Below are 21,040 nucleotides of genomic sequence, written 5' to 3'. Positions count from 1 at the left end.
GCTTGCTCCCTGTCATTGCTTTCTCCCTTCGCGAGCGAGCAACCACACGAAATATGCGCCTCCGACCGACACGGTCACGACACCGACCGGCAGCTGAGTCGGGGCGAAGACGCGCTGTGCGACAACGTCACTGACCACCAGAAGCAGCGCCCCCATACAGGCCGCGGGTACCATCGCCAGGGCCGATGTTCCGGTGAGCCTGCGCGCGAGTTGGGGCGCAGCGAGCGCGACGAACGAGATGGGTCCCGCGGCCGCAGTGACCAGTGCGATCAACGCGACGCCCAGAAAAACCAGCATCAGACGCGTCGGTTCGGCGCGCACTCCGAGCGCTCGTGCCGCGTCGTCCCCCATCTCCAACATCGGCAGCCGACGTGACAGCACTGCCAGGCACGGGGCGATGACGGCCATCACCACCAGTGCAGGCACCACCTGCGCCCACCCCAGTCCGTTGAGACTGCCCGCGCCCCAGACGGCGGCCGCGATCGCGTCGTCCAGATCGGCCTTCACGACCGACCAGGTGTTGATCGAGGCCAACATCGCGCTGACGCCGATCCCGACGATGATCAGCCGAAAGCCCTGCACCCCGCGCTTGTAGGCAAGCAGATACACCGCCGCGGCCGTGGCCAGTCCGCCCACGAGCGCCCCCGCTCCGGTCTGGTAGTAGCCGCCACCGAGAGTGAGGATGACGACGAGCGCGCCGGTGTACGCGCCGGTGGCGAATCCGATGATGTCCGGGCTACCCAACGGATTGCGCGTCAACGATTGAAAGACCGCACCGGATACACCGAGGGCGGCCCCGAACAGGAAAGCCAGGAGCACCCGAGGAAACCGCCACTCCATCACGATGATCTCGGTGATGCGCGACGAGTCGCCGAACACCGCGGCGAGCACCTCGTTCGGCGGAATGTAGAAGTCACCCGTGCCGACCGCAACGACGGCGACCGCGACGGTCACCAGCAGCAGTGCAGCGCAGACCGCCACCGTTCGGATGTCGATTCGGCCGTCCACCCGATCACGCAGTCGAACGATCCACAGTCGCCGTCCGAAGTCCACGTTGCCGCGCTGTACCTGAGTCACAGTCCGCTCGCCTTCTTCCGGCGGACCAACACGATCAGTACCGGAGCGCCGACGAACGCGGTGACTATCCCCACCTGGAGCTCACCCGGCCGAATCACGATGCGCCCCACCACGTCGGAGAGCAGCAGGAGTCCCGGTGCCGCGAATACCGTGTAGATCAGAATCCAGCGCTGATCCGGCCCGACGAACCACCGCACCATGTGCGGGATCATCAGTCCGACGAAAGCGATGGGCCCGGCCGCCGCGGTCGCGGCACCGGCGAGCAGAGTCACCGCGACGACACCGATGATGCGCGTACGAATCACTCGTGCCCCCAACGACTGCGCCAGATCGTCACCGAGGGCGATCGCGTTGAGCGGGCGCGCGACGAGGGCAGCCAGGAACAGCCCGAGTGCGATGAACGGACCGGTTGCCGTAGTGATGTCCAGGCCGCGTCCGGCCAATGATCCCGCGCTCCAGAACCGCATCCTGTCGAAGGCGTCCGGGTCGAGGAGCAGCATGCCCGAGGTGATGCCGCCCAGTACCGCACCGAGCGCAATTCCGGACAGCGTCAGGCGAATCGGCGTTGCGCCCGCTCGCCCCATCGAGCCCAGCGCGTACACCGCGACCGCAGCGAGCGCGGCACCGGCGAACGCGAACCAGAGGTAGGAGTCGATACCGGTGAAGCCCAGCACGCCGACTGCGATCGCAACGAAGAACGCCGCTCCGGCGTTGACACCCAGGATGCCCGGGTCGGCCAGAGGATTTCGCGTCATCGCCTGAATCAGTGCACCGGCAACCCCGAGCGCGGCTCCGACGAGAAGCCCGAGAACCGTTCTCGGAAGCCGTAGTTCGCGGACGATCACGGAGTCGGCCGACCCGTCGGGGAAGAACAGGCCGTGCCATACCGAACCGAGGGGGATGTACTCGGTACCCACCGCGATACTCACCAGGCACAGCGCGGTGAGAACGCCGATGACGACGAACAACCCCGCGGCCCGCCGCGCATTGGTGCGAGCGAGACCGACGACTTCGGCCGGAACGTCTCGCTGTTCCGGCTCGTCGCCCACGCTCGTCCGCACCCGATTCACACCACCGTTCGCACCCTCGTGCTCACGGCGGACTTCACGATCTCACCGCTGCGAACAGCGATGTTGGACAGCAACGACGAGGTCAGACCGTGCGTGTGCTCGGTCCCGCCCTGCAGATAGATCGACCCCGCGCTCGGTTCACGCATGACGAGCCGATAGTCCCGCGTCACGCGCGGACCGCGACTGTCGAACTCGACGCCGTCGAACAGTGGACCGAGGATCTCGGGGAGATCGAGGGACGTGAAGCCGGTGGCATAGACGACAGCGTCGCACAGTACGTCCTCGGTCAGCCCGGTAGGGCCGTGCTCGACGGCAGCCCGGACGCCGGACGGCTCCTCGACGGCGTCGACCAATCGAGATGCTCCGTGCACGAACAGCCGGCGCTCCCCGCTGACTCGTTCGGCGTACTCGCGCGCGTACAGCTCTTCGATCAGCGGTAGATCGACCGCGGAATAGTTCGTGCCGCGGTGATAGTGCAGCAGCTGGTCACGCAGCGTGTGCGACGACGAATAGAAGTCGTCGACGGCCGTCGGATCGAAGATGCGATTGGCGTAGGGGCTGTCGTCGGCCGGGCTGTACCCGTACTTGCGGAGCACCGCGTGCACCGAGGAATCGCGGTAGGTCGAGTGCAGGTAGTCCACCACCTCGGCAGCGCTCTGCCCGGCACCGACGACGACGAACGTGCGATGCGTCCGCGACGGCAGTCGGTCCAAGTGCCCGAGCAGGTCGTGATTGTGGAATTGCCGCGCCGACGCGGACACCCCGTCGGGCAGGGTCGCGGTCAAACCGCCGGCCAGCACGATGTTTCGGCCGCGCACGGTGCCGCTTCGTCGGCCCTCGGTGCGGACGCCGAAACCGTCACCGGTGTCGACGATATCGACCGCTCGGGTGCCGTAGTGCACGGTTGCGTCGACCTTGCCCGCGGCCCAGGTCAGGTAGTCGTGGAACTCGAGCCGGCTAGGGAAGAACGTCTGCAGATTGATGAAGTGGTTGAGTCGGCCTTGCTCGGACAGGTAGGCCAGGAACGTGTACTCGCTGCTGGCGTTGCGCTGGGTGGCCAGGTCCTTGAGGAACGAGATCTGCATCGTCGTCCCCGGCAACAGCATTCCGGGATGCCAGGCGAACTCGTCCTTGGACTCGATGAAGCACGAGGTCAGCCGCTCGGTCGGCGCGCACGTTCGGTTGTGTTCTTCGATTGCGATGGCCAGACCGAGATTGGACGGACCGAATCCGACTCCGACGATGTCGTAGTTCTCGTGCGACGTCATCGAACGCTCGCCCCCGACATCTGATCGAGTGCGCCCGGAACCGGCTCGGACGGATCGACTCCGAGGGCCACGATCTCGTTGGCAGAGTCGACGTGCACCACCGAGGGACTGTGCGCCGACAGCTCCGAATCTTCCACCTGCCGGAACGACATGATGATCACCAGGTCGCCCGGGGAAACCAGATGCGCTGCGGCACCGTTGATTCCGATGACGCCGGAACCGGGGTGTCCTTCGATCACATATGTCACCAGGCGCGCGCCGTTGGTGATGTCGACAACGTGGACCTGCTCGCCCTCGATCAGATCGGCGGCGTGCATCAGAGTGGAGTCGATGGTGATCGAGCCGACGTAGTGCAGATCGGCATGAGTGACTGTGGCGCGGTGGATCTTTCCACCCAACATGGTGCGATGCATCAGGCGTCTTCCTCCTTCTTGCGGACGAGATATGGGGCAACGCTGGCGAGCTTCTCGCAGGTTTCGTCGAATTCGCGATCGGGTGTCGACTGGCCGACGATTCCGGCGCCTGCACGCAACCATGCCGATCCGCGTTGCTCGTAGACTGCTCGAAGTACCAGCGCCGCTTCGAGTTCCCCTGAGGACGATGCCCTCACGACGGCACCCGAGTACAGACCGCGGGGCGGGTCGTCGAGCCTCCCGATTGCCTCGATGGCCTCCCGTTTGGGAATTCCCGACGCCGTGACAGCCGGGAACAGCGCCCCGAAGGCGTCCCAGCAGGACAGGTCCTCACGCAGGTGTGCACGCACGGTCGAGGCGAGGTGTTGGACGCTTCCACGCTCGCGCACGCTCATGAAGTCCGAGACCGCGGTCGACCCAGGGCGCGCAATGGATTCGAGCTCCTCGAACGAGGTACGAACGGACACAGCGTGTTCGGTGATCTCCTTGGGATCCTGCTCGAGATCGGTCTTCGCTGCGGAGTCGGCCTCGAAGCCGAGACCGAAGGCCCGCGTGCCCGCCAGCGGTTCGGTGGTGACCACGCCGTGCGCGTCGACGGAGGCCACCAACTCCGGGCTGAAGCCGGCTGCGCGCAGGTCGCCCAGGTGCAGTAGGAACGAGCGAGCCGGGGTGTTCGCCGCCCGCCCGGCCCGGTAGGTGCCCGGCATGTCCAGATCGAACGGAATGCGCACCGTGCGAGAGAGAATCACTTTGGCGTAGTCGCCGCGGTGAATTTCCGTGACGGCCTGTTGTACCCGAGCGCGATAGTCGTCGAGATCTCCGCCGACATCGAGCGAATGCACTGTCGGCGGCTCCTCGGCGGAGGCGTCTGCGAGTACGGCCAGCACCGCAGCGCGGTCCTCCTCGCTCCCGGTCACCTCGACGTCGTCGTGGTCGGCACCGAATCGGACCTCGACGCGGGGCACGACCAGATGGCCGAGCACCTCGTCTGAGTCGCTGGAGCCAGTCACACCGTGCAGGTGGGCCGCGAACCCGAATCCGACGAATCCGTACGCATTCCAGGATTCTCGGGTCAGACCGTCGCAGGCCTCCCGCAGCGCCGTCGACGGACTACCGGACCACCGACGCACCGTCGGCTCGCCGCTCCCCCACGTGGTCGTGACGACATCCGGTTGAAGGACGATGCGAGCGACCACGCCGCCCGCGAACACCCAGCGCCCTCTGTCCTCGTACACGACGTACTCGTCGAACAAGCCGGACTCGGCCAACGTGACCACCGTCTGCAGACCGTGCTGCAGAATGGTGGTCTCGGCCGTGCCCGACGCCGTCTCTTCGACAACGGTCATTGTGTGTGCACTCCTGACGGTGATTCGGTCCTGGACCGCGCATCGCGCGCAACCGACATGCCCTGGGCATTGCTGCGCGCCTTCGATAGGCAACGCTAACCTAACTAGCTCTGGCGCACAACGGCTTCGGGCGCACGCTGCAGATCGAGGACCGCGATACCCCAGCCGACGAGACGAGATGCGGTCACCACCAGGCCTGCTGCGGTTGCCACCGACTCGAACTCGGCTCTGGTTCGCACTCCACTGCCATGCATACAGAGCATCAACAGATCGAACTCGGCCTGATCCTCGTTGATCGCGCCGTCGTCCGACAGACGTTCCACCACAATCAGTTTCCCGCTCTCGGACAGGCCTGCCGCCGCGCTCGCCAGCAGCAACGTCAGATCGTCGTCGCGGTAGTGGCCGGTGACCTCGAGCAACAGATAGGCGTCGAACCCACCCGTCTCGTTCGTTCGCGGTGCAGACATGACACTCTGCGCGCTCTCGGTCACCCGCCGCTGTAGCTCCGGCCACTTCTGCAGATCTCGTCGGACGAGGTCGAGTTCACTGGGCAATCCGAGAACGGTCGCCGACATCGCGTCGTGGCCCGTCAGGATCGAGCCGAGCACCACCCCGGATGCGGCACCGGTCACCGCCAACGTGGACACGCCGTCGAACGAATAGTCCTGGACCAGAGCAGGACCCAGGAACGCTGCCTCGTCGGCGATGTGGTTGTGGTGCAATTCCGTCAGCCGAGGCGAGCCGGCGAGGTCCTCGCTCAACGTCTTGCCGGTCAGCAGGCTCGCGCTGGCAGCGCCGGTGCGCAGACTCTCGACGAGTCCGGTGATCGACAATTCCACTCGCGCCTCGATGCCGTCGAAATCCAGCCAGTGCGAAATCCAGTCGTCACCGAGCATGGCTTCACCGATATCGGCGAGAATCACACCGCCGTCCGAATCCTCGGTGAGCACGTCGACAGACCGCAGGTAGCGGACGAATTTCGCCAGGGCCCGCGCATCGGTGCCGGTAGCCGTGGCCAGTTCGTCGACGGTGCGTATGCCGCGGGAGACATGCAACGGGATACGCAACGTGTTGGCGGCCCTGATAGCAAAGGGGGAGAACATCTCCGCTCGTTCGGCGAGCCTGTCGAACGGTTCGGATTCGCGGGCGTTCAGATCGGGAACTTCCGGATCGTCCGCGCGGGTGAGAACCTCTGCGCGACGCCAGTAGCCGGTGACCTCGACCATCTCCGGCGGCATCGCCCGATCCTCGCGCAGGTATCGCCTGATGCCTTTGAGCGCTGTGGATTCGCCTGCTACCCAGGCGAACACAGTTCCCTCCCACCAAGGCGCATTGCGCACGGCTGTTTCCAGCAGGTCTCCGGTGCCTGCACCCGCGCCGTTGCGGTGGACCCAGGTGATCTCGGCGTCGGCGGCCGTCGGCAGCGGTAGTTCTCGCTCGGGGTCGGCCACCTCGACGAACACCCGGATTCGCTCGCCTGCGTCGGCTTCGTCGAGGTAGCGAGCAACAGCAGGCAACGCGGTCTCGTCGCCGACGAGCAAAACCCAATCTACGTCGGCGGGTGCGTGACCCGAGCGCACCGGACCCAGCAGTGGGATGGAATCGCCCACGGCGCAGCGACGCCCCCACGTCGACGCGATTCCGGTGTCGTGAGTGACGAAATCGAGAGTCACTTCGGCAGTCTCGGCATCGACGCTGCGCACGGTGTAGTTGCGGGTCAGTGGCCGCGGTTCCCGCGGCCACTCCACCGTGCGCTCGTGTTGCACCGGTAGAGCCATCGTGCCGTTGTCGTCGAGCGGGAAGAACAAGCGGACGAAGTCGTCGAACCCCTCGCTACGCAGCGCCGGAAAGTCGAAGCCGTCTCGCGAGAATTCCCGCAGCTGCGGCCCACCCAACACGATCCTGCGCATTCCCGAACTGAGTTGCTGCGTGTCGATCACGGTGGCCGTTCGGATGACTTCGGGAAAGACGACCTGAAGTCGATGAGACCTTGCCACTGTGAAACACGCTCCTTCGCGAAAATGCAGATGTGTGGTGCGTCGGGTGGGCCTGCGCTCGGATCAGCCCTGGACGTTCTCGGCGGCGGTGTTCAGCGCCGACGCCACGTCATCGAGGATGTACGGAATCGTCAGCACCGTCAGGCCGCCGAACGCAAAGTTCTTGTCCGCACTGAGGTTTTCGGTGGATGCGGTACGACCCTGCGCCAGCACTGGCTGCGAGGCCACAGCGGGTTCGGCCAGGAAGCCGGCGAGCGATTCTTTGTCGTAGGCGACGACGAACAGCACATCCGACTTCAGCAAAGAGGCCTGCTCGAGGCTGAGCTCGAAGTACACGGCATCGGGATCCTTGGTCGGGTCGACCTCCTGGATGGTGGGCTCGTTGACCAGTCCGAGCTGTTCGAGGAACTCGACGCGCACGTCGTCGTCCTTGCTGACGGCGAACGTGCCGGGAGCGTTGGGCAGCGCGATGGTGACCGTCTTGCCCTGCAGCGCCGGATACTTCGCGGCCGCGTCGGAGATGGAACCTTCGACGCCGGACACCAGATCGGCAGCCTCTTTGTCCTTGCCGAGCGCCTTGCCCGCGATGGTCAGCTGGTCCTCCCAGGAGGTCGTCCACTGCTCGTCCGGGTACGCGACGACCGGTGCGATGTCGGAGAGCTTGTCGAACTCTTCCTGGGTCAATCCCGAGTACGGGGCGAAGATCAGATCGGGGGCGGCGGCAGCGAACTGCTCGACCGGGACCGCTCCGGTTCCGTCACCGGTCAGCAGCGTTGGGGTCTCGCCACCCAGGTCGGCGAGCGCTTTCGCGTCCCACGGCAAGATGCCGCGGTCGTCCGCTCCGTACTGTGCGCCGTCGAACGTCGGCATGGCGACGGGCACGACTCCGAGGGCGAGAACGGCGTCCTGGTTGGACCAACCCCAGGTGGCGATGCGCGTCGGAGCCTCGGGGATCGTCGCGGATCCGAGTGCGGAATCGATGGTGACCGGAAATGCAGATTCCGACGCGGCGGTGGTGGACTCGGTTGCAGGCGCTTCCTCGGTACTGCTGCAGCCGGCGGCGGCGATGGTGAGCCCTCCGGCGAGCGCAATCGACGCGGCGCTCCTCATCCACTTCGTACGAACCTTCATCGTTGCTCGGCACCTCTCGACTCGACCACGCACTGCTGCGTCCCGCACCCGACCGGGTGAGGCGACTGACAAGGTAGCACTTATGAGGTAACCCTTGCCTCACTAGGCGCATCGGAAGCGAGAATTCGGCACGCTGCAGACACCGTGTCGTGCCACAGCGTCGCGAGCTTCTCGACGCCGTCGAGCGCCTCCTCGGGCCAGGTCATCGTCACCCCCAGTACCGACGAGCCGTGCTCGTCGTGGATGTAACTGTCCACGATCAGGGCATAGCTGCAGGGTGTCGCCACACCGGGGGTCGAGTCGAGACTGCTACGCAACCGGCTGGCACCGAACGGGCCGCCGGTCGACGCGTCGAAACGACCGAGGTAGTTGAATTCGATTGCTGCATCGGGAGTTCTACGCAGCACTTCTTCGGCATCGCCGCCCATCCACCGCAGCATTCCGTAGGTGGATCCATCCCCCGGCACGGACTCCCTCGACGCCCTGGCCGATTCCGCCAATTGACGCAGAACAACCTCCGCGGCAGCGGGATTCGTCTCGTGCGCGATCAGTGTGCGGTGATCCCCACCCTGCGCGGTGATGCGCAGCGGGAACACTGCCGTGAGCCAGCCGACCACCGACGAACCATCCACCCGATCCGACGCGACCCCCGTCCGTCCGTGGCCTTCGACGTCCACCAGGAACGACTGCGTCGTCGTGATCTCACTGTCGATCCACTCCGCCGTCGCAGCAGCGAATGTGGCCAACAACAGGTGTTCGACAGAGACGCCGAGGCGAACTGTGGCGGCCGACAACAGGTGCGCGCTCTCGTCCCCCCGCAGCGCGAAGTCGACGGTGCGCACACGGGCACCTGTATCGACCGCCGGGTCGAGCGGACGCATCAGGGGAATCGATGTCGCTCCGTCACCGACGCTCGACCAGTAGTCGAGATCGGCGAGAACCCGAGGTGCGGTTGTGAGAGCGAGCACCTCGTGCGCCCACTGCCGCATCGACGGACCGATCGGGCTTCGCTCGCTTGCTGTCTGCTTCCACAGTGCTTTCCACTGCGCGACCAGATCGGGCAACAGGATCCGCCAGCTCACCCCGTCGACGACGAGGTGGTGCAGCGTGATCAGCAGCTCTCCGGACGATTGGGGCTCGGTTCGGTGTCGCAGCCACACGATGTCGACCATCCTCGCGTCGGCCGGGTTCAATCGGGTACGCGCAGCTCGTGATTCGACACCGACACGGTCGGCCAGCTCGGACTCGGTCAGTCCGTCGACATCGACAATGCGTATCCACGGACGCACATCGGCACCGTCCGGCAGCACCGTGAAGATCGACTCGGCACCGTGGTGGCGTTCGAAGCACGAGTTCAGAATCGGATGCCGGTCGGTCAACAGCGAGACCAGCTCCGTCAGCGAGTCTTCGGTGAGCGACGCCGGAGCCTCCAGCAACACCGCCTGCGAGATCTCGTCGATGGGCCCGTCGAGTGCGTCCATCCACCGCACTATGGGTGTCAACGGCACGATTCCGTACGGATCGATCGTGACGACCTCGGGCTGCGACCCTGTCGAAAAAACCTCTCCTGCGATACTTTCCGGTGTCCGAAGTGACACGATGTGCCGCGGCGACACCGTGAGGCCTGCCGACCGGAGCCTCGCGGCCAGCTCCATCGCCATGATGCTGTCACCGCCCAGGTCGAAGAAGTCGTCGTCGGCACCGACCTCGGTCACGTGCAACACCGCGGCTACGGCCGCGGCGATCTGCCGCTCCGCATCGGTATTCGGGGGACGACCGGAGCGCGCCGCGAGCTCGGGTTCGGGCAATGCAGAAACATCGAGCTTTCCGTTCGGCAGGACGGGAAACGCATCGAGCACGGTCAGCGACGCCGGCACCATGTACGACGGCAGCAGACCGCGCAGGCGGGCACGAACGACATTGGGATCCAGCGAATTTCCTTGTTCTGCCACCACATAGCCGGCGAGCACGGCATTGCCGTTCTCGGCTCCTCGCACCGCCACCCGCGCGTCGGCCACGGCGTCGAACTCGCGCAGCCGGACCTCCACCTCGCCCACTTCGACGCGGTGACCGCGAATTTTCACCTGATCGTCCGAACGGCCCCCGTACCGCAGTGTGCCGTTCTCGGTCCACGCGACGAGATCCCCGGTCCGGTACAGCCGCGAGCCGCCTGCCGCGAAGGGGTCAGCAACGAATCGGTGTGCCGTGCGCCCCGGCGCATTCCGGTATCCCCGCACGACGCCGGGACCGGCGAGGTAGAGCTCGCCGAACACGCCCGGCGGCACCAGTCGAAGACTTCTGTCCAGCACATAGGCCTGCATGTTGGTCACCGGCCGGCCTATCACCGGATCACTCGACAGTTCGGTGGAGGTATACACCGCATCGACCGTCGCTTCGGTCGGCCCGTAGAAGTTGTACGCGACAAGGGTCTTCTTGCTACGCAACCGATTCCACAGCTCGGCGGACACCGCTTCTCCCCCGACCCCGACCGTCGAGAGCGAGTCGATCGAACCCGATCTCATCATCTGCTCGAGCAACGACGGCACGACCTCGATGAAGTCTGCCGACAGCGCAGTCAACCGTGCAGTCAGTTCCACCGGGTCGAGAACTGTCTCGGGATCGATCAAATGCACTGTGTGGCCGCCGAACAGCCACAGCTGCGGCTGCCAGGACGCGTCGAAGGCCATCGACCACGCGTGCGCCACGTTCAGAGTCGACTTACCCGCGCGTCGGGCAGCCGGCTCGTGCACGTTCTCGCGATGCGAGTGGTACAGGTTCGTCAGGCCACGGTGTGGCACCAGAACGCCCTTGGGCACCCCTGTCGTGCCCGAGGTGTAGATCGAATACACGGGGTGGTCGGGATGCAACGGTGCCCGCCGTTCGGCATCGGTGATGCCTACCGAATCGATGGACGAAGCAGCAAGCGATGCAACGGAATCCGTGGTCACCGTGACCACCGGCTGTGCGTCGTCGAGTATCTGGCTGGTGCGGTCGGCCGGCCAGTTCGGATCGATGGGCAGATATGCGGCCCCGGACTTCATCACGCCGAGGATCGCCGCCATCGTGATCACCGTGCGCGGGGCCACGACGGCCACGAGGTCCTCGGCACCCACGCCTGCACCGATGAGCCAGCGTGCGGTTCTGTTGGACACGCAGTCCAACTCGGCGAACGTCAATGCCGTGGTGGCGTCCTGAACGGCGATCGCATCGGGCTGCAGTGCCACCTGTTCGGCAAAGAGTCCGACCAACGTCTCGGCCGGATAGGTGCGCGCGATGCCGGCCTGCTCGGCGGTGAGCCGGTACGCCGTTGCCTCGTCCACGAGGGGCACCGACGCAATGAGTGGATCCCCCGCCTCGGCAAACGTCCGAAGCACTGCCGTCATGGCCGACGCCACCGCCCGAGCACGCTCGACCGATACTGCGTCGCTTCGATATTCCACCACCAACCGCAGTTCCTCGCCCGGAAACACCGTCAACGTCAACGGGTAGTGCGTCACCGTGTGGAACCCGGCGACCGATACCGAGAAGTCCTCGGTATCGACACCCGAGGTATCGGCGGCAGCGAAGTTCTCGAACACCACGAGGGTGTCGAACAGCGTTCCCCCTCCGAGAGCCTTCTGGATGTCTGCGAGACCGACGTGATGATGTGCGGCCACGGCGACGGAGAAAGCCCGGAGGTCCGCGAGAACCGACGACACGGTGGCGTCGGGCCCGATGTCGACGCGCACCGGGATGGTGTTGATGAACAACCCGACCATGTCGCCGACGCGGTCCAGGTCGGTCGGGCGTCCCGACACAATGGATCCGAACACCACCGATCCGGAATCGGTGAATGCCGAGAGCACCACGGCCCATGCCGCATTGATCAATTCGCTCGCCGTCACCGACCGACGACGAGCGGAGGCTGCCAGGCGGGCAGAGGCGTGCACATCCCACCGCATCTCGATCTCTCGCGCCTCGGATCGCTCCACGGACGGCGACGCGGTCGGGGCCAGGATTGTCGGCACAACGCCGGCACCGAGCGCTCGACGCCACACATCGATGGACGAGCCGTCCCGCCGAGACAGCCATCGAAGATAGTCGTCGAACGACGCCGGAGCCGGTAGATCCCGGCCACGGTAGAGCATGAACAACTCGGTGCCGACGGTCCCCATGGACCAACCGTCGACAAGAAGGTGATGCACGGTCAGCACCACCCGATGCAGCCGTTCTCCGCAGTCCAGCAGGAGAACTCGCGCCAGGGGGCCGTGCTCGATGTCGAAGGTACGTCGATCCTCGTCGATCAGAGCGCGCGCCGAGGGCGAATCCGGATCGTCGACCGTGTGCCTGCGCACATGCACTCGTTCCGTATCGCGGACCGCGACGGTCCCGGAATTCAGGGTGAGAAAACGTGAGCGCAGAGCCGGGTGGCGCTCGGACAATGCGTCGAACGCGTCTTCGAGTCTTCCGAGGTGCAGCTCGCCTCGTACTTCGAACTCGGTGGCGATGACGTAGATTTCCTCGAGTCCGTCTCCTGCAGCGACCGACTGGAATGCCAGCCCTTCCTGCAGCGGAGTTGCCGGACGTGCGAGCTCGGGATCGATACCGAGTGCGCGCAACTCGGTCAGGTCTCGTACGTCCAGTAGCGGCGCAGCGGTCTCGGGTTCTGTTGCAGTGCTGTCGGTTACGGCGCATCTGGCTCGTTCGACCAGTCCAGCAACTGTGCGGCACTCGAAGACGTCGGCGGTCGTGATGACCAATCCGGCACCCCGTGCGTGATGAACCATGGTGATGGCGGTGATGCTGTCGCCGCCCAGCGCGAAGAAGTCGTCGTCGACCCCGATCGACTCGGCACCCGCACGAGTCGCATCGGCGTACAGGTCGACGAGGCAACGCTCGTCGTCAGTGGCGGCTGCTCGTGACCGGCTCGGTCCGTTCTCGGGAATCCCGCACTGCGTCAGCGTCACCAGGTCCGTCTTGCCGTTGGGAGTACTCGGTAACCGGTCGATCGCCACCCAGAACGCCGGCACCAAATACTCGGGCACCCGGCGCCGCAGGACGCCGCGTAGTGCGGCGGCATCGACATCGCCGGGGGTCACGTAAGCAACGAGCACGGTTGCGCCCGCGTCGTCAGGCACCGCGACCACGGCGCACGCATCCACGGATTCGATATCGGCAGTGAGGTTTTCGATCTCCCCCAGCTCGACGCGATGGCCCCGGACCTTGACCTGCCGGTCGGCACGTCCGAGGAATTCGAGTGCACCGTCGTCGAGAATGCGGGCGCGGTCACCGGTGCGGTACATCCTGCCGCCGTCCCCGCCCGGGTCTGCGACGAACCGTGCGGCGGTCTCGGCCGGTTTACCGAAATATCCGCGGGCGAGCTGCACGCCCGAGACGTACAGTGCACCTCCGATCCCTGTTCTCAGCGGACGCAGTCGGTCGTCGAGCACGCCGAGGACCGTGTTGTCCACCGCCGTTCCGATGACGGCCGGGTCGCCTACGACCCTGTGCACGGCAACGTCGCCCGCCACCTCGGAGGAACCGTAGGAGTTGTGCACCGACGCTTCGGGGGTGGCGCGTCCGATCGCATCGATCGTGTTGCTGGTCAACGGCTCTCCGCTGAGGATCCAATTGGTGACCGAACCGCATTCCTGCGGCGCGGTCGTCGACAATGCTGCAGCGAGTGACCCGACGGCGGTGATCTGCTCTGCCCCGGATCGAGCGAGGAGCTCGACCAACGCACTCGCATCGGCATACTCGTGATCCTGCGCCATCACAAGGCGTTGACCCGCGAAAATTCCGGTCAGCAGTTCGGTTGCTCCGTCGATGAACGACAGCGAGCTCTTGGCAACCCGGCTCGTGGGACCGCCCCAAAGCAGTGCCGCCCAGTGCAGACGATTGGCCAGCGCGCTTCTGGTTCCCAGCACTCCCTTGGGCGTACCGGTCGAACCCGACGTGTACACCAGATAGGCCCCGCACTCGCCCGGGATGCTCCGAGCGAAGGGTTCTTCCACCACCTCGGTAGCCGAGCTCGAATCGATTCTCGTCGCGGTCTCGAGAGCGGTCAGCGCGGTAGGGGTGGCGTCGTCGACCAACAGAATGTCGTGGCGGGAATCTGCGAGCACGTAGTCGATGCGCTCACTCGGGTAGCGAATGTCGATGGGGACGAAGACCGCACCCACGTCGATGGTCGCCAGCAGTGCGGCCACCATATCGACGCCCCTGCCGAGAGCGATAGCGACGCGGCTCTCGGTCCCGACACCCCGGCTGCGTAGCCGGGTCGACACCTCGGCCACCCGGGATCGAAGGTCGGTGTAGGTGATCGCGTCCCCGCCGACCGTCAACGCGATGTCCTCGCTCGACTGCGCAAACCTGTCCGCAAGGGCCGTCTCCAGCGTCGACACCTGCCCAGACGCTCCAACGCTGCACCCCTGGCCGTCGGGGGCCGAGAGGAGCTGCGGCACATCGACGTCCGGACGGCTTGTCATCCGGTCGAGCATCTCGACGAAAGTCTCGGCGCACAACGTGGCCGATCGATGATCGACGGCTGCGTCGTCGTGCAGCACGAAAGCCCACAGAGCAGGGTCAGGACCGACGATCAGAGCCATCGGGAAACTCATCTGAGCGCCCAGTACCGTGACCCCATCGACGGCCGCACCCGCTTCGGAGGGCAGTGTCGGGTAGTTCTGATACACGACGATCGTGTCGAACAGCTCACCGCCGCCGACGGTTCCGGCGATCTCGGACAGTCCCAGAAATCGGTGCTCCTCCAGGTCGAGGTGATCTGCCTGCAGGCGATCGACCACATCGGCGACGGACCCGCTCGAACCGAATCGAATCCGAACGGGCACGGTGTTGAGCAACAGACCGACCATCGCATCCGCGCCGTCGAGATCGAACGGCCTCAGGGATGCCGCCATTCCGAACGCCACGTCGCCTGCTCCGGTCCGAGCCGCGAGCATCGACGCCCAGGCAACCTGCACCACCACGTTCATCGTCGCACCGCGGCTGCGCGCATAGTTCTCCACGCGTCGGGCCAGCGCCTCGTCGATGTCGAGATCGATGCGCGAGCACGAATTCGACTGCGGCGCAGCACCGGCGATCAACGTGGGGTGCTCGAAGCGGTCGAGGTGATCCGCCCAGTGTGCCCTGGCCGCGTTGCGGTCCTGACCTGCCGTCCAGGCAAGGTAATTGCGGTAGTCGGGAGCGGGGGCCAGTGCAGCCGACTCCCCCGATGTGTAGAGGGCGATCAACTCACGAACGAAGATGGCCTCCGACCATCCGTCCATCAGGGCGTGATGGTAGGTGATCAGCACCCGCGGCGACCGAGGATCGGTGGAGTACGCGAAGCGGATCAACGGCCCGTCGAAGAACGAGAATCCGGCGGACCTGTCGCGGCCGAGATGATCGTTCCAGTCATCTTCGACAGCTGTCAGTTCCGGTGTCGATGCGCGCGGAACCACCCACACCAGATCACCGTTGCGGCGTTGACGCAGTAACGCCTTGATGTTCGGATGGCGCTCGAGTAAGTGCTCGAGAGCTCGAGTGAGGCGGTCGACTCGAACCGGGGCGGTCAGGTCCACCACCGTCTGCGAGAGATACGGATCCTGTTTCGCTGCAGCAAGACTCGACTGCAGATACATACCGACCTGCAGCGCTGTGAGCGGCAGAACCGCAGCGATCTTGGATTGCGGCGATGCCGCGGTCTCGGCCGTCGTGTTCGTCACTCACATACTGCTTTCGAATTCGTCGAGCTCGTCCTGGGACAGATCCACGCTGGCCGCTTCGGCAGATACCGCAGGTCGGGCAGTGTCCTCGGTGACGAGCTCTGCCCCGAACATCCGCACCGTTCGCTTGCGCATCACCTCACGTGGTGCCAGCGGTATCGAGGCCTTGCGCGCCCGCGACGCCACGGCGAGTGAGGTGATGCTGTCGCCGCCGAGGGCAAAGAAATCGTCGTCGATACCCACCCGGCCGACCCCGAGAACCGCCTCGACGATCTCGCACAGCATCGTCTCCACCGGAGTGCGCGGCGGCACGAACGTACCGCCTCCTGCCGCATCGACAGCCGGGAGAGCCCGTACATCGAGCTTGCCGTTGATGGTCATCGGAATACGCTCCAACGCAGCGAACAACGTGGGAACCATGTACTCCGGCAACACTGCCGCCAGCTCGTCCCGGATCGATCCGAACAACTCGGAACGGTCCTCGGACGCTACGCCGTCTGTGGGGACCACGTACGCCGCGAGCGCGCGAGTACCCGCGCCGATCTCCACCGCCCGAACCACCGCGCCCGCAACCGCATCGCAGTTCGCTACTGCCCGTTCGACTTCTGCTGTTTCGACTCGATACCCACGGATCTTCACCTGGTCGTCGGCACGGCCGAGATAGTCGAACAGGCCGTCGGGCCTGATCCGAACCAGATCGCCGGTGCGGTACATCCGCTCACCCGGTGCCCACGGATCTGCGACGAATCTGGTTGCCGTCTGGCCGTATCGGTGTAGATAGCCGCGGGCCAGACCCACACCGGACAAGTGCAGCTCACCCACGGATCCCACCGGAACGGGTCGCAGCCACTGGTCCAGAACGTATGCGCGAGTACCGAGGATCGGCCCACCGATCGACGGACTGTTGCTCTGCCGCGTGCCGGCACCGAGCGCGTTGATGGTGTACTCGGTGGGGCCGTACAGGTTGTATCCGACGTCTCCCAGTTGCTGCCACAACGAATCGGGAACTGCCTCCCCGCCGAGGAGAACCAGCGGAATACGATGCCCGTCGTGCTCGTTCAGCAGTCCCAGATCCAGCAGATGCCCTGCATACGTGGGCGTCACGTTCACCACGTCGATCAGGTTCTGCTCGCAGTATCGCGCCAATGCCTCACCGTCGCGGCGCAATTCCTCATCACAGACATGCACCTCGTGGCCTTCGACGAGCCACAGCAACTCCTCCCATGACATGTCGAAGGAGAACGAGACGGTGTGCGCGATCCGCAGTGTTCGATCCCCGGCCGCGGCGATGGTGGGGACGAAGATCTCGTCTCGGTGGTTGATCTGCATGTTCGTCAATCCCCGATATGGGGTGACGACGCCTTTGGGCGTGCCGGTCGAGCCCGAGGTGTAGATGACGTAAGCCGGGTGCTCGAGGCGACCGGGTGTACCGGGTGCGAACGGACCGCAGGCGAACTGCGAGGGGTCGACGCGGATCGACAATTCCGTGACCACCGAAGGATCGTCGACGATCATCACGACGGCGTCGGTCGTCAGTTCACGCGACTGCGTTTCGGTGGTCGTCACCAGGATCGCTGGCTTCGCATCGGCCAACATGACGTCGAGTCGATCGTTCGGGTAGTCCAGTTCGAGGGGGAGGTAGGCCGAGCCGGTGCGCAGTACCGCGAACAACGCCACGACCATCTCTATCGAGCGTGGAAGCGCGAGGGCGACGATACGCTCCGGGCCTGCACCGCGGCGCAGCAGAGCAACCGCACACGCACTGACTTGAGAGTCCAGTTCTCCGAACGTCACTCGTTCGTCTCCGAACACCAGCGCCGTCCTCTCGGGGACGGCCGCGGCGCGGTCGGCGAGCAACTCGGCGATCGTGGAATCGCGCAGCCGCTCGAACCTGTCGCCGAAACCGTTGTCTGCAATGCTCGCCGACTCGGAGGCCGGTGCTGGCCACCGTGAGATCGGTAGATCGGATTGCTCGGCAACGGTATTCACGGCGTGCTCGAACGAATCGAGCAGGTAGTTCGCCCGCCCGTCGTCCACCGACGTCGGCAGGTAGGTCACCGACAGGTTCAGTTCCGTCCCGGGGTCGACGGCAATCGACACCGGGAACTCCGAGCCGTCGACGGTCGAGATGTGCCGCACCTGCCGCTTCGGCGCGCCGGCCGCATCGGCTGCGGGACCGGCTGCGTTGCGCAGCACCAGCAGGGTGTCGAACAGCGCACCCGCACCGATCGCCTTCTGGATACCGCCGAGGCCGAGCGTGTCGTGCGGCATCAGATCCAGTCGCTGATCCTGCACCCGCGCAGCGATGTTCGCGGCTGTGTCCGATCCCTGCGCCGTGACTCGAATCGGCACGGTGCTGATGAACGCTCCGATCGCGCGCTCGGATCCGGGCACCTCCATCGGGCGGCCCGCGACGGCGGTGCCGAAGACCACGTCGGATCGACCGGATACGCGCATCAGCACGCTTGCCCAGGCGGCAGCGAGCACCGTGAACAGTGTCGAGCCCGACTCGCGGGCAATGGAGTCGAGCCGGCCCGATGCCGCCGCCGAGAGCCTGCGTTCGATTCGCCGAGGAGGCTCGTCCTCGCCCTCGGCCGCGCCGGCCACGAGTGTTGGGGTGTCGACATCAGCGAACCAGCGTTGCCATGCCTGCTCGGATTCGGAGCGGTCGCGAGAGATCAACCAGCGCAGATACTCCCGATAGCCGTGATCGACGTGCGTGTCTGCGCCGTCGTGCAGCTCGAGAACACGAGAGACCAGCAACGCCGAGGATCCGCCGTCGAAACAGCCGAACCAGTAGGTCGTCAGGAGACGGTCGACGCCGCCGGGGAGGTGCACAAGAGTCAGCCTGAACAGTGGGGGTGCGTCGATGTCGAATGCCCGGTCACGGTCGCCTGCGAGTACCCGGTTCCACGCCGCGTCCACCTCGTTCGCGGAGCAGCCACCCAGGTCGATCACCGTCAGTGGTGCCTCGACGGACGACAAGACAACCTGGACCGGTGCCTCGCCCTCAGGGGTGACGAACGCAGTGCGCAGCGCCGCGGTGGTGTCGACCACCGATTGCAGAGCGTGCCTTACCTTGTCGCCGTCCAGAACCCGATCGACCTCGACGACGGTCCGAACGGTGTAGAGCCCGGCGGCGTGTGCGTCGACGCCGACCTGATAGACCAACCCGAGCTGCAGCGCAGACAGCGCCCACACATCGTCGATGGGTCCGAATCGTGCTTTCAGCACGTCGAATTCGGACAATTCGAGGTTCGCGAGAGGACCGCGCTCGACCTCGGCGGTCTCACCGCCCCTGGCGCGCCGCAGCCGATCCTGCAGCAGTCGACGCTTGACGTCGTCGAGATCCACCGGGTTCATCGGCTCGCCTGCCGCTCGGTGGACTGCCGGACGAGCAATGCCTTGTCCACTTTTCCGATTGCGGTGACCGGAAGCGACGTTCGTGCCACCACCCGGTCGGGTAGCTTGAACCCGGCGCAGCCTGCGTCGGTCAGGAATGCCCGCACCTCGGCAACGGTCGGAACGCTGTCGTTCCGAGCGCTGCCGTTCGGCACGATCACCGCGCAGATGCTCTCGCCCACAGCGGGATCGGGTACGCCTATCACCGCTACTCGGGCCACTCCGTGGTGTGTGAGCAACAGATCCTCCAGCTCGTCCGCCGCGACGTTCTCACCGTTTCGGGTGATGACGTCCTTGATCCGACCGGTGACGACCAGGTGTCCCGACGGCAACGCGCGAACCTGGTCTCCGCTGCGGTAGAAGCCGTCGGGGGTGATGGCCGTCGTATTGTGCTCTGCCGCAGCGTAGTACCCGTTGATGGTGTACGGACCGCGGGTGAGCAGCTCGCCTACGTCGCCTGCCGGGACGTCGTTCCCGTCGGCGTCGACGATTCTGATCTCGTCGAACTCGGACAACGGACGCCCTTGGGTGCCGATCACCACGTCCGGTCCGTCGCCTGCCCGCGTGTAGTTCAACAGCCCCTCGGCCATCCCGAACACCTGCTGCAACCGGCACCCGAGGGCCGGCTCGACCAGCTTGGCGACCTCGGGCGTCAATTTCGCGCCACCGACCTGCAACAACCGCAGACTGGACAAGTTCGCCTCCTCCCATTCGGTGGCCTCACACCACAGATGCGTCAACGTCGGCACGAGGGCGGTCACCGTGACTCGGTACTTCTCTATCAGCGCGAAGACCTGATCGGGGCTGGCGCTGCGGGAGAACACCACCGTCGCGCCGACGCCGAGCGCACCGAGCAGACCCGGACACGCCAGTGGAAAGTTGTGGGCGGCGGGGAGAACGGCGAGATACACGTCCTCGGCCGTCAATTCACAGACATCGGCGCTCGCCCGTGCGTTGAACTCGTAGTCGTTGTGGGTACGCGGAATCAACTTCGGCAGACCGGTCGTTCCGCCGGATACCAACAGCACTGCGACATCCGCGGCGGACGTACGTGGAAACTCCCGTGGCGTACCGACGACGGCAGCCAACGGACTGTGCGACCCGCTCGAACCATCGACGAAGACGTCCCGAATGCTCGGAACCGACTCCACTGTCTCGTCGGCGAGCGCTCGGTAGTCGAAATTTCCGTCCCGCTCCGCGATCACGTACGCGACGGCCTTCGATGTGGCTGCAAGATGAACGATTTCGCGGCGTCTGTGTGCGGGGAGAGTGAGCACGGGAATCGCGCCGCACTCGAGCAACGCGAACAACACAACTGCGAACGACACCGAATTGGGTAGTTGCACCACCACCCGATCACCCGGCTCGATACCGCGGTCGGCGAACCCTGCTGCGGTCGCACGTACACGCGAATACAGCTCGTCGTACGTCAGCTCCTCACTTTCGTCGACGACCGCGCGACGAGAGCCGAACCGGTGTGCCCATGACTCGAATACTTCGGGGAGCGTTGTTCCGCGCCACAGTCCGGCGTCGAGGTATGTCTCGGAACGGCCCGAGTCGAACGGTACGAAGTCGGCATCGTTCTCGATGACAGTGTGCACTGTGGGTTCCCGATCGTGGAAGGAGTAAG

General features: G+C 65.4%; 10 protein-coding genes. All 10 read right to left on the bottom strand.

Annotated elements, in window-relative coordinates; translation table 11 throughout:
- Positions 1-12: 12 nt before the first annotated feature.
- The 10 genes from ACQR3T_RS18205 to ACQR3T_RS18160 all read right to left on the bottom strand — a co-directional run bounded on the left by ACQR3T_RS18205 (position 13) and on the right by ACQR3T_RS18160 (position 21,011).
- Positions 13-1,077: a FecCD family ABC transporter permease gene (locus ACQR3T_RS18205; RefSeq protein ID WP_428694386.1), complete on the bottom strand. Its 1,065-nt coding sequence runs from the start codon at positions 1,075-1,077 to the stop codon at positions 13-15.
- Positions 1,074-2,138, bottom strand: a complete 1,065-nt coding sequence (locus tag ACQR3T_RS18200; protein WP_032376532.1) for an iron chelate uptake ABC transporter family permease subunit — start codon at positions 2,136-2,138, stop codon at positions 1,074-1,076. Before ACQR3T_RS18200 ends, ACQR3T_RS18205 begins: the two co-directional genes overlap by 4 nt.
- A 5-nt stretch (positions 2,139-2,143) precedes the next feature.
- Positions 2,144-3,415 (bottom strand): lysine N(6)-hydroxylase/L-ornithine N(5)-oxygenase family protein, encoded by a 1,272-nt coding sequence (locus ACQR3T_RS18195; RefSeq protein ID WP_428694385.1) that lies wholly within the window; start codon positions 3,413-3,415, stop codon positions 2,144-2,146.
- Entirely contained in the window at positions 3,412-3,828 is a 417-nt protein-coding gene (gene panD / locus ACQR3T_RS18190) for an aspartate 1-decarboxylase (RefSeq protein WP_032376352.1), read from the bottom strand. The genes ACQR3T_RS18195 and panD overlap by 4 nt, the downstream gene beginning before the upstream one ends.
- Positions 3,828-5,174 (bottom strand): salicylate synthase, encoded by a 1,347-nt coding sequence (locus ACQR3T_RS18185; RefSeq protein ID WP_428694384.1) that lies wholly within the window; start codon positions 5,172-5,174, stop codon positions 3,828-3,830. The genes panD and ACQR3T_RS18185 overlap by 1 nt, the downstream gene beginning before the upstream one ends.
- A 104-nt stretch (positions 5,175-5,278) precedes the next feature.
- Positions 5,279-7,171 carry a siderophore-interacting protein gene (locus tag ACQR3T_RS18180; protein ID WP_052070002.1) on the bottom strand — a complete coding sequence of 631 codons (1,893 nt, stop codon included), beginning with the start codon at positions 7,169-7,171 and terminating at the stop codon, positions 5,279-5,281.
- Between the two features lie 63 nt (positions 7,172-7,234).
- A complete protein-coding gene (locus tag ACQR3T_RS18175) occupies positions 7,235-8,302 on the bottom strand; it encodes an ABC transporter substrate-binding protein (protein ID WP_428694383.1) in 1,068 nt (355 codons plus the stop codon).
- Positions 8,303-8,382: 80 nt separating this feature from the next.
- Positions 8,383-16,008: an amino acid adenylation domain-containing protein gene (locus ACQR3T_RS18170; RefSeq protein WP_428694382.1), complete on the bottom strand. Its 7,626-nt coding sequence runs from the start codon at positions 16,006-16,008 to the stop codon at positions 8,383-8,385.
- A complete protein-coding gene (locus tag ACQR3T_RS18165) occupies positions 16,009-19,371 on the bottom strand; it encodes a non-ribosomal peptide synthetase (RefSeq protein ID WP_428694381.1) in 3,363 nt (1,120 codons plus the stop codon).
- Positions 19,368-21,011 (bottom strand): (2,3-dihydroxybenzoyl)adenylate synthase, encoded by a 1,644-nt coding sequence (locus ACQR3T_RS18160; RefSeq protein ID WP_428694380.1) that lies wholly within the window; start codon positions 21,009-21,011, stop codon positions 19,368-19,370. Before ACQR3T_RS18160 ends, ACQR3T_RS18165 begins: the two co-directional genes overlap by 4 nt.
- Positions 21,012-21,040: the final 29 nt, after the last annotated feature.

This window comes from Rhodococcus sp. IEGM1428, assembly GCF_050321865.1.
Lineage (GTDB): Bacteria > Actinomycetota > Actinomycetes > Mycobacteriales > Mycobacteriaceae > Rhodococcoides.
Note: the sequence above shows the minus strand (reverse complement) of the source record. Positions and strands in the feature narration are given on the sequence as shown.

Bases quoted from the DNA above. Each gene is read 5' to 3' on its own strand.
- ACQR3T_RS18195 (WP_428694385.1), bottom strand. From the start codon at position 3,415: ATGACGTCGCACGAGAACTACGACATCGTCGGAGTCGGATTCGGTCCG.
- panD (WP_032376352.1), bottom strand. From the start codon at position 3,828: ATGCATCGCACCATGTTGGGTGGAAAGATCCACCGCGCCACAGTCACT.
- ACQR3T_RS18185 (WP_428694384.1), bottom strand. From the start codon at position 5,174: ATGACCGTTGTCGAAGAGACGGCGTCGGGCACGGCCGAGACCACCATT.
- ACQR3T_RS18175 (WP_428694383.1), bottom strand. From the start codon at position 8,302: ATGAAGGTTCGTACGAAGTGGATGAGGAGCGCCGCGTCGATTGCGCTC.
- ACQR3T_RS18165 (WP_428694381.1), bottom strand. From the start codon at position 19,371: ATGAACCCGGTGGATCTCGACGACGTCAAGCGTCGACTGCTGCAGGAT.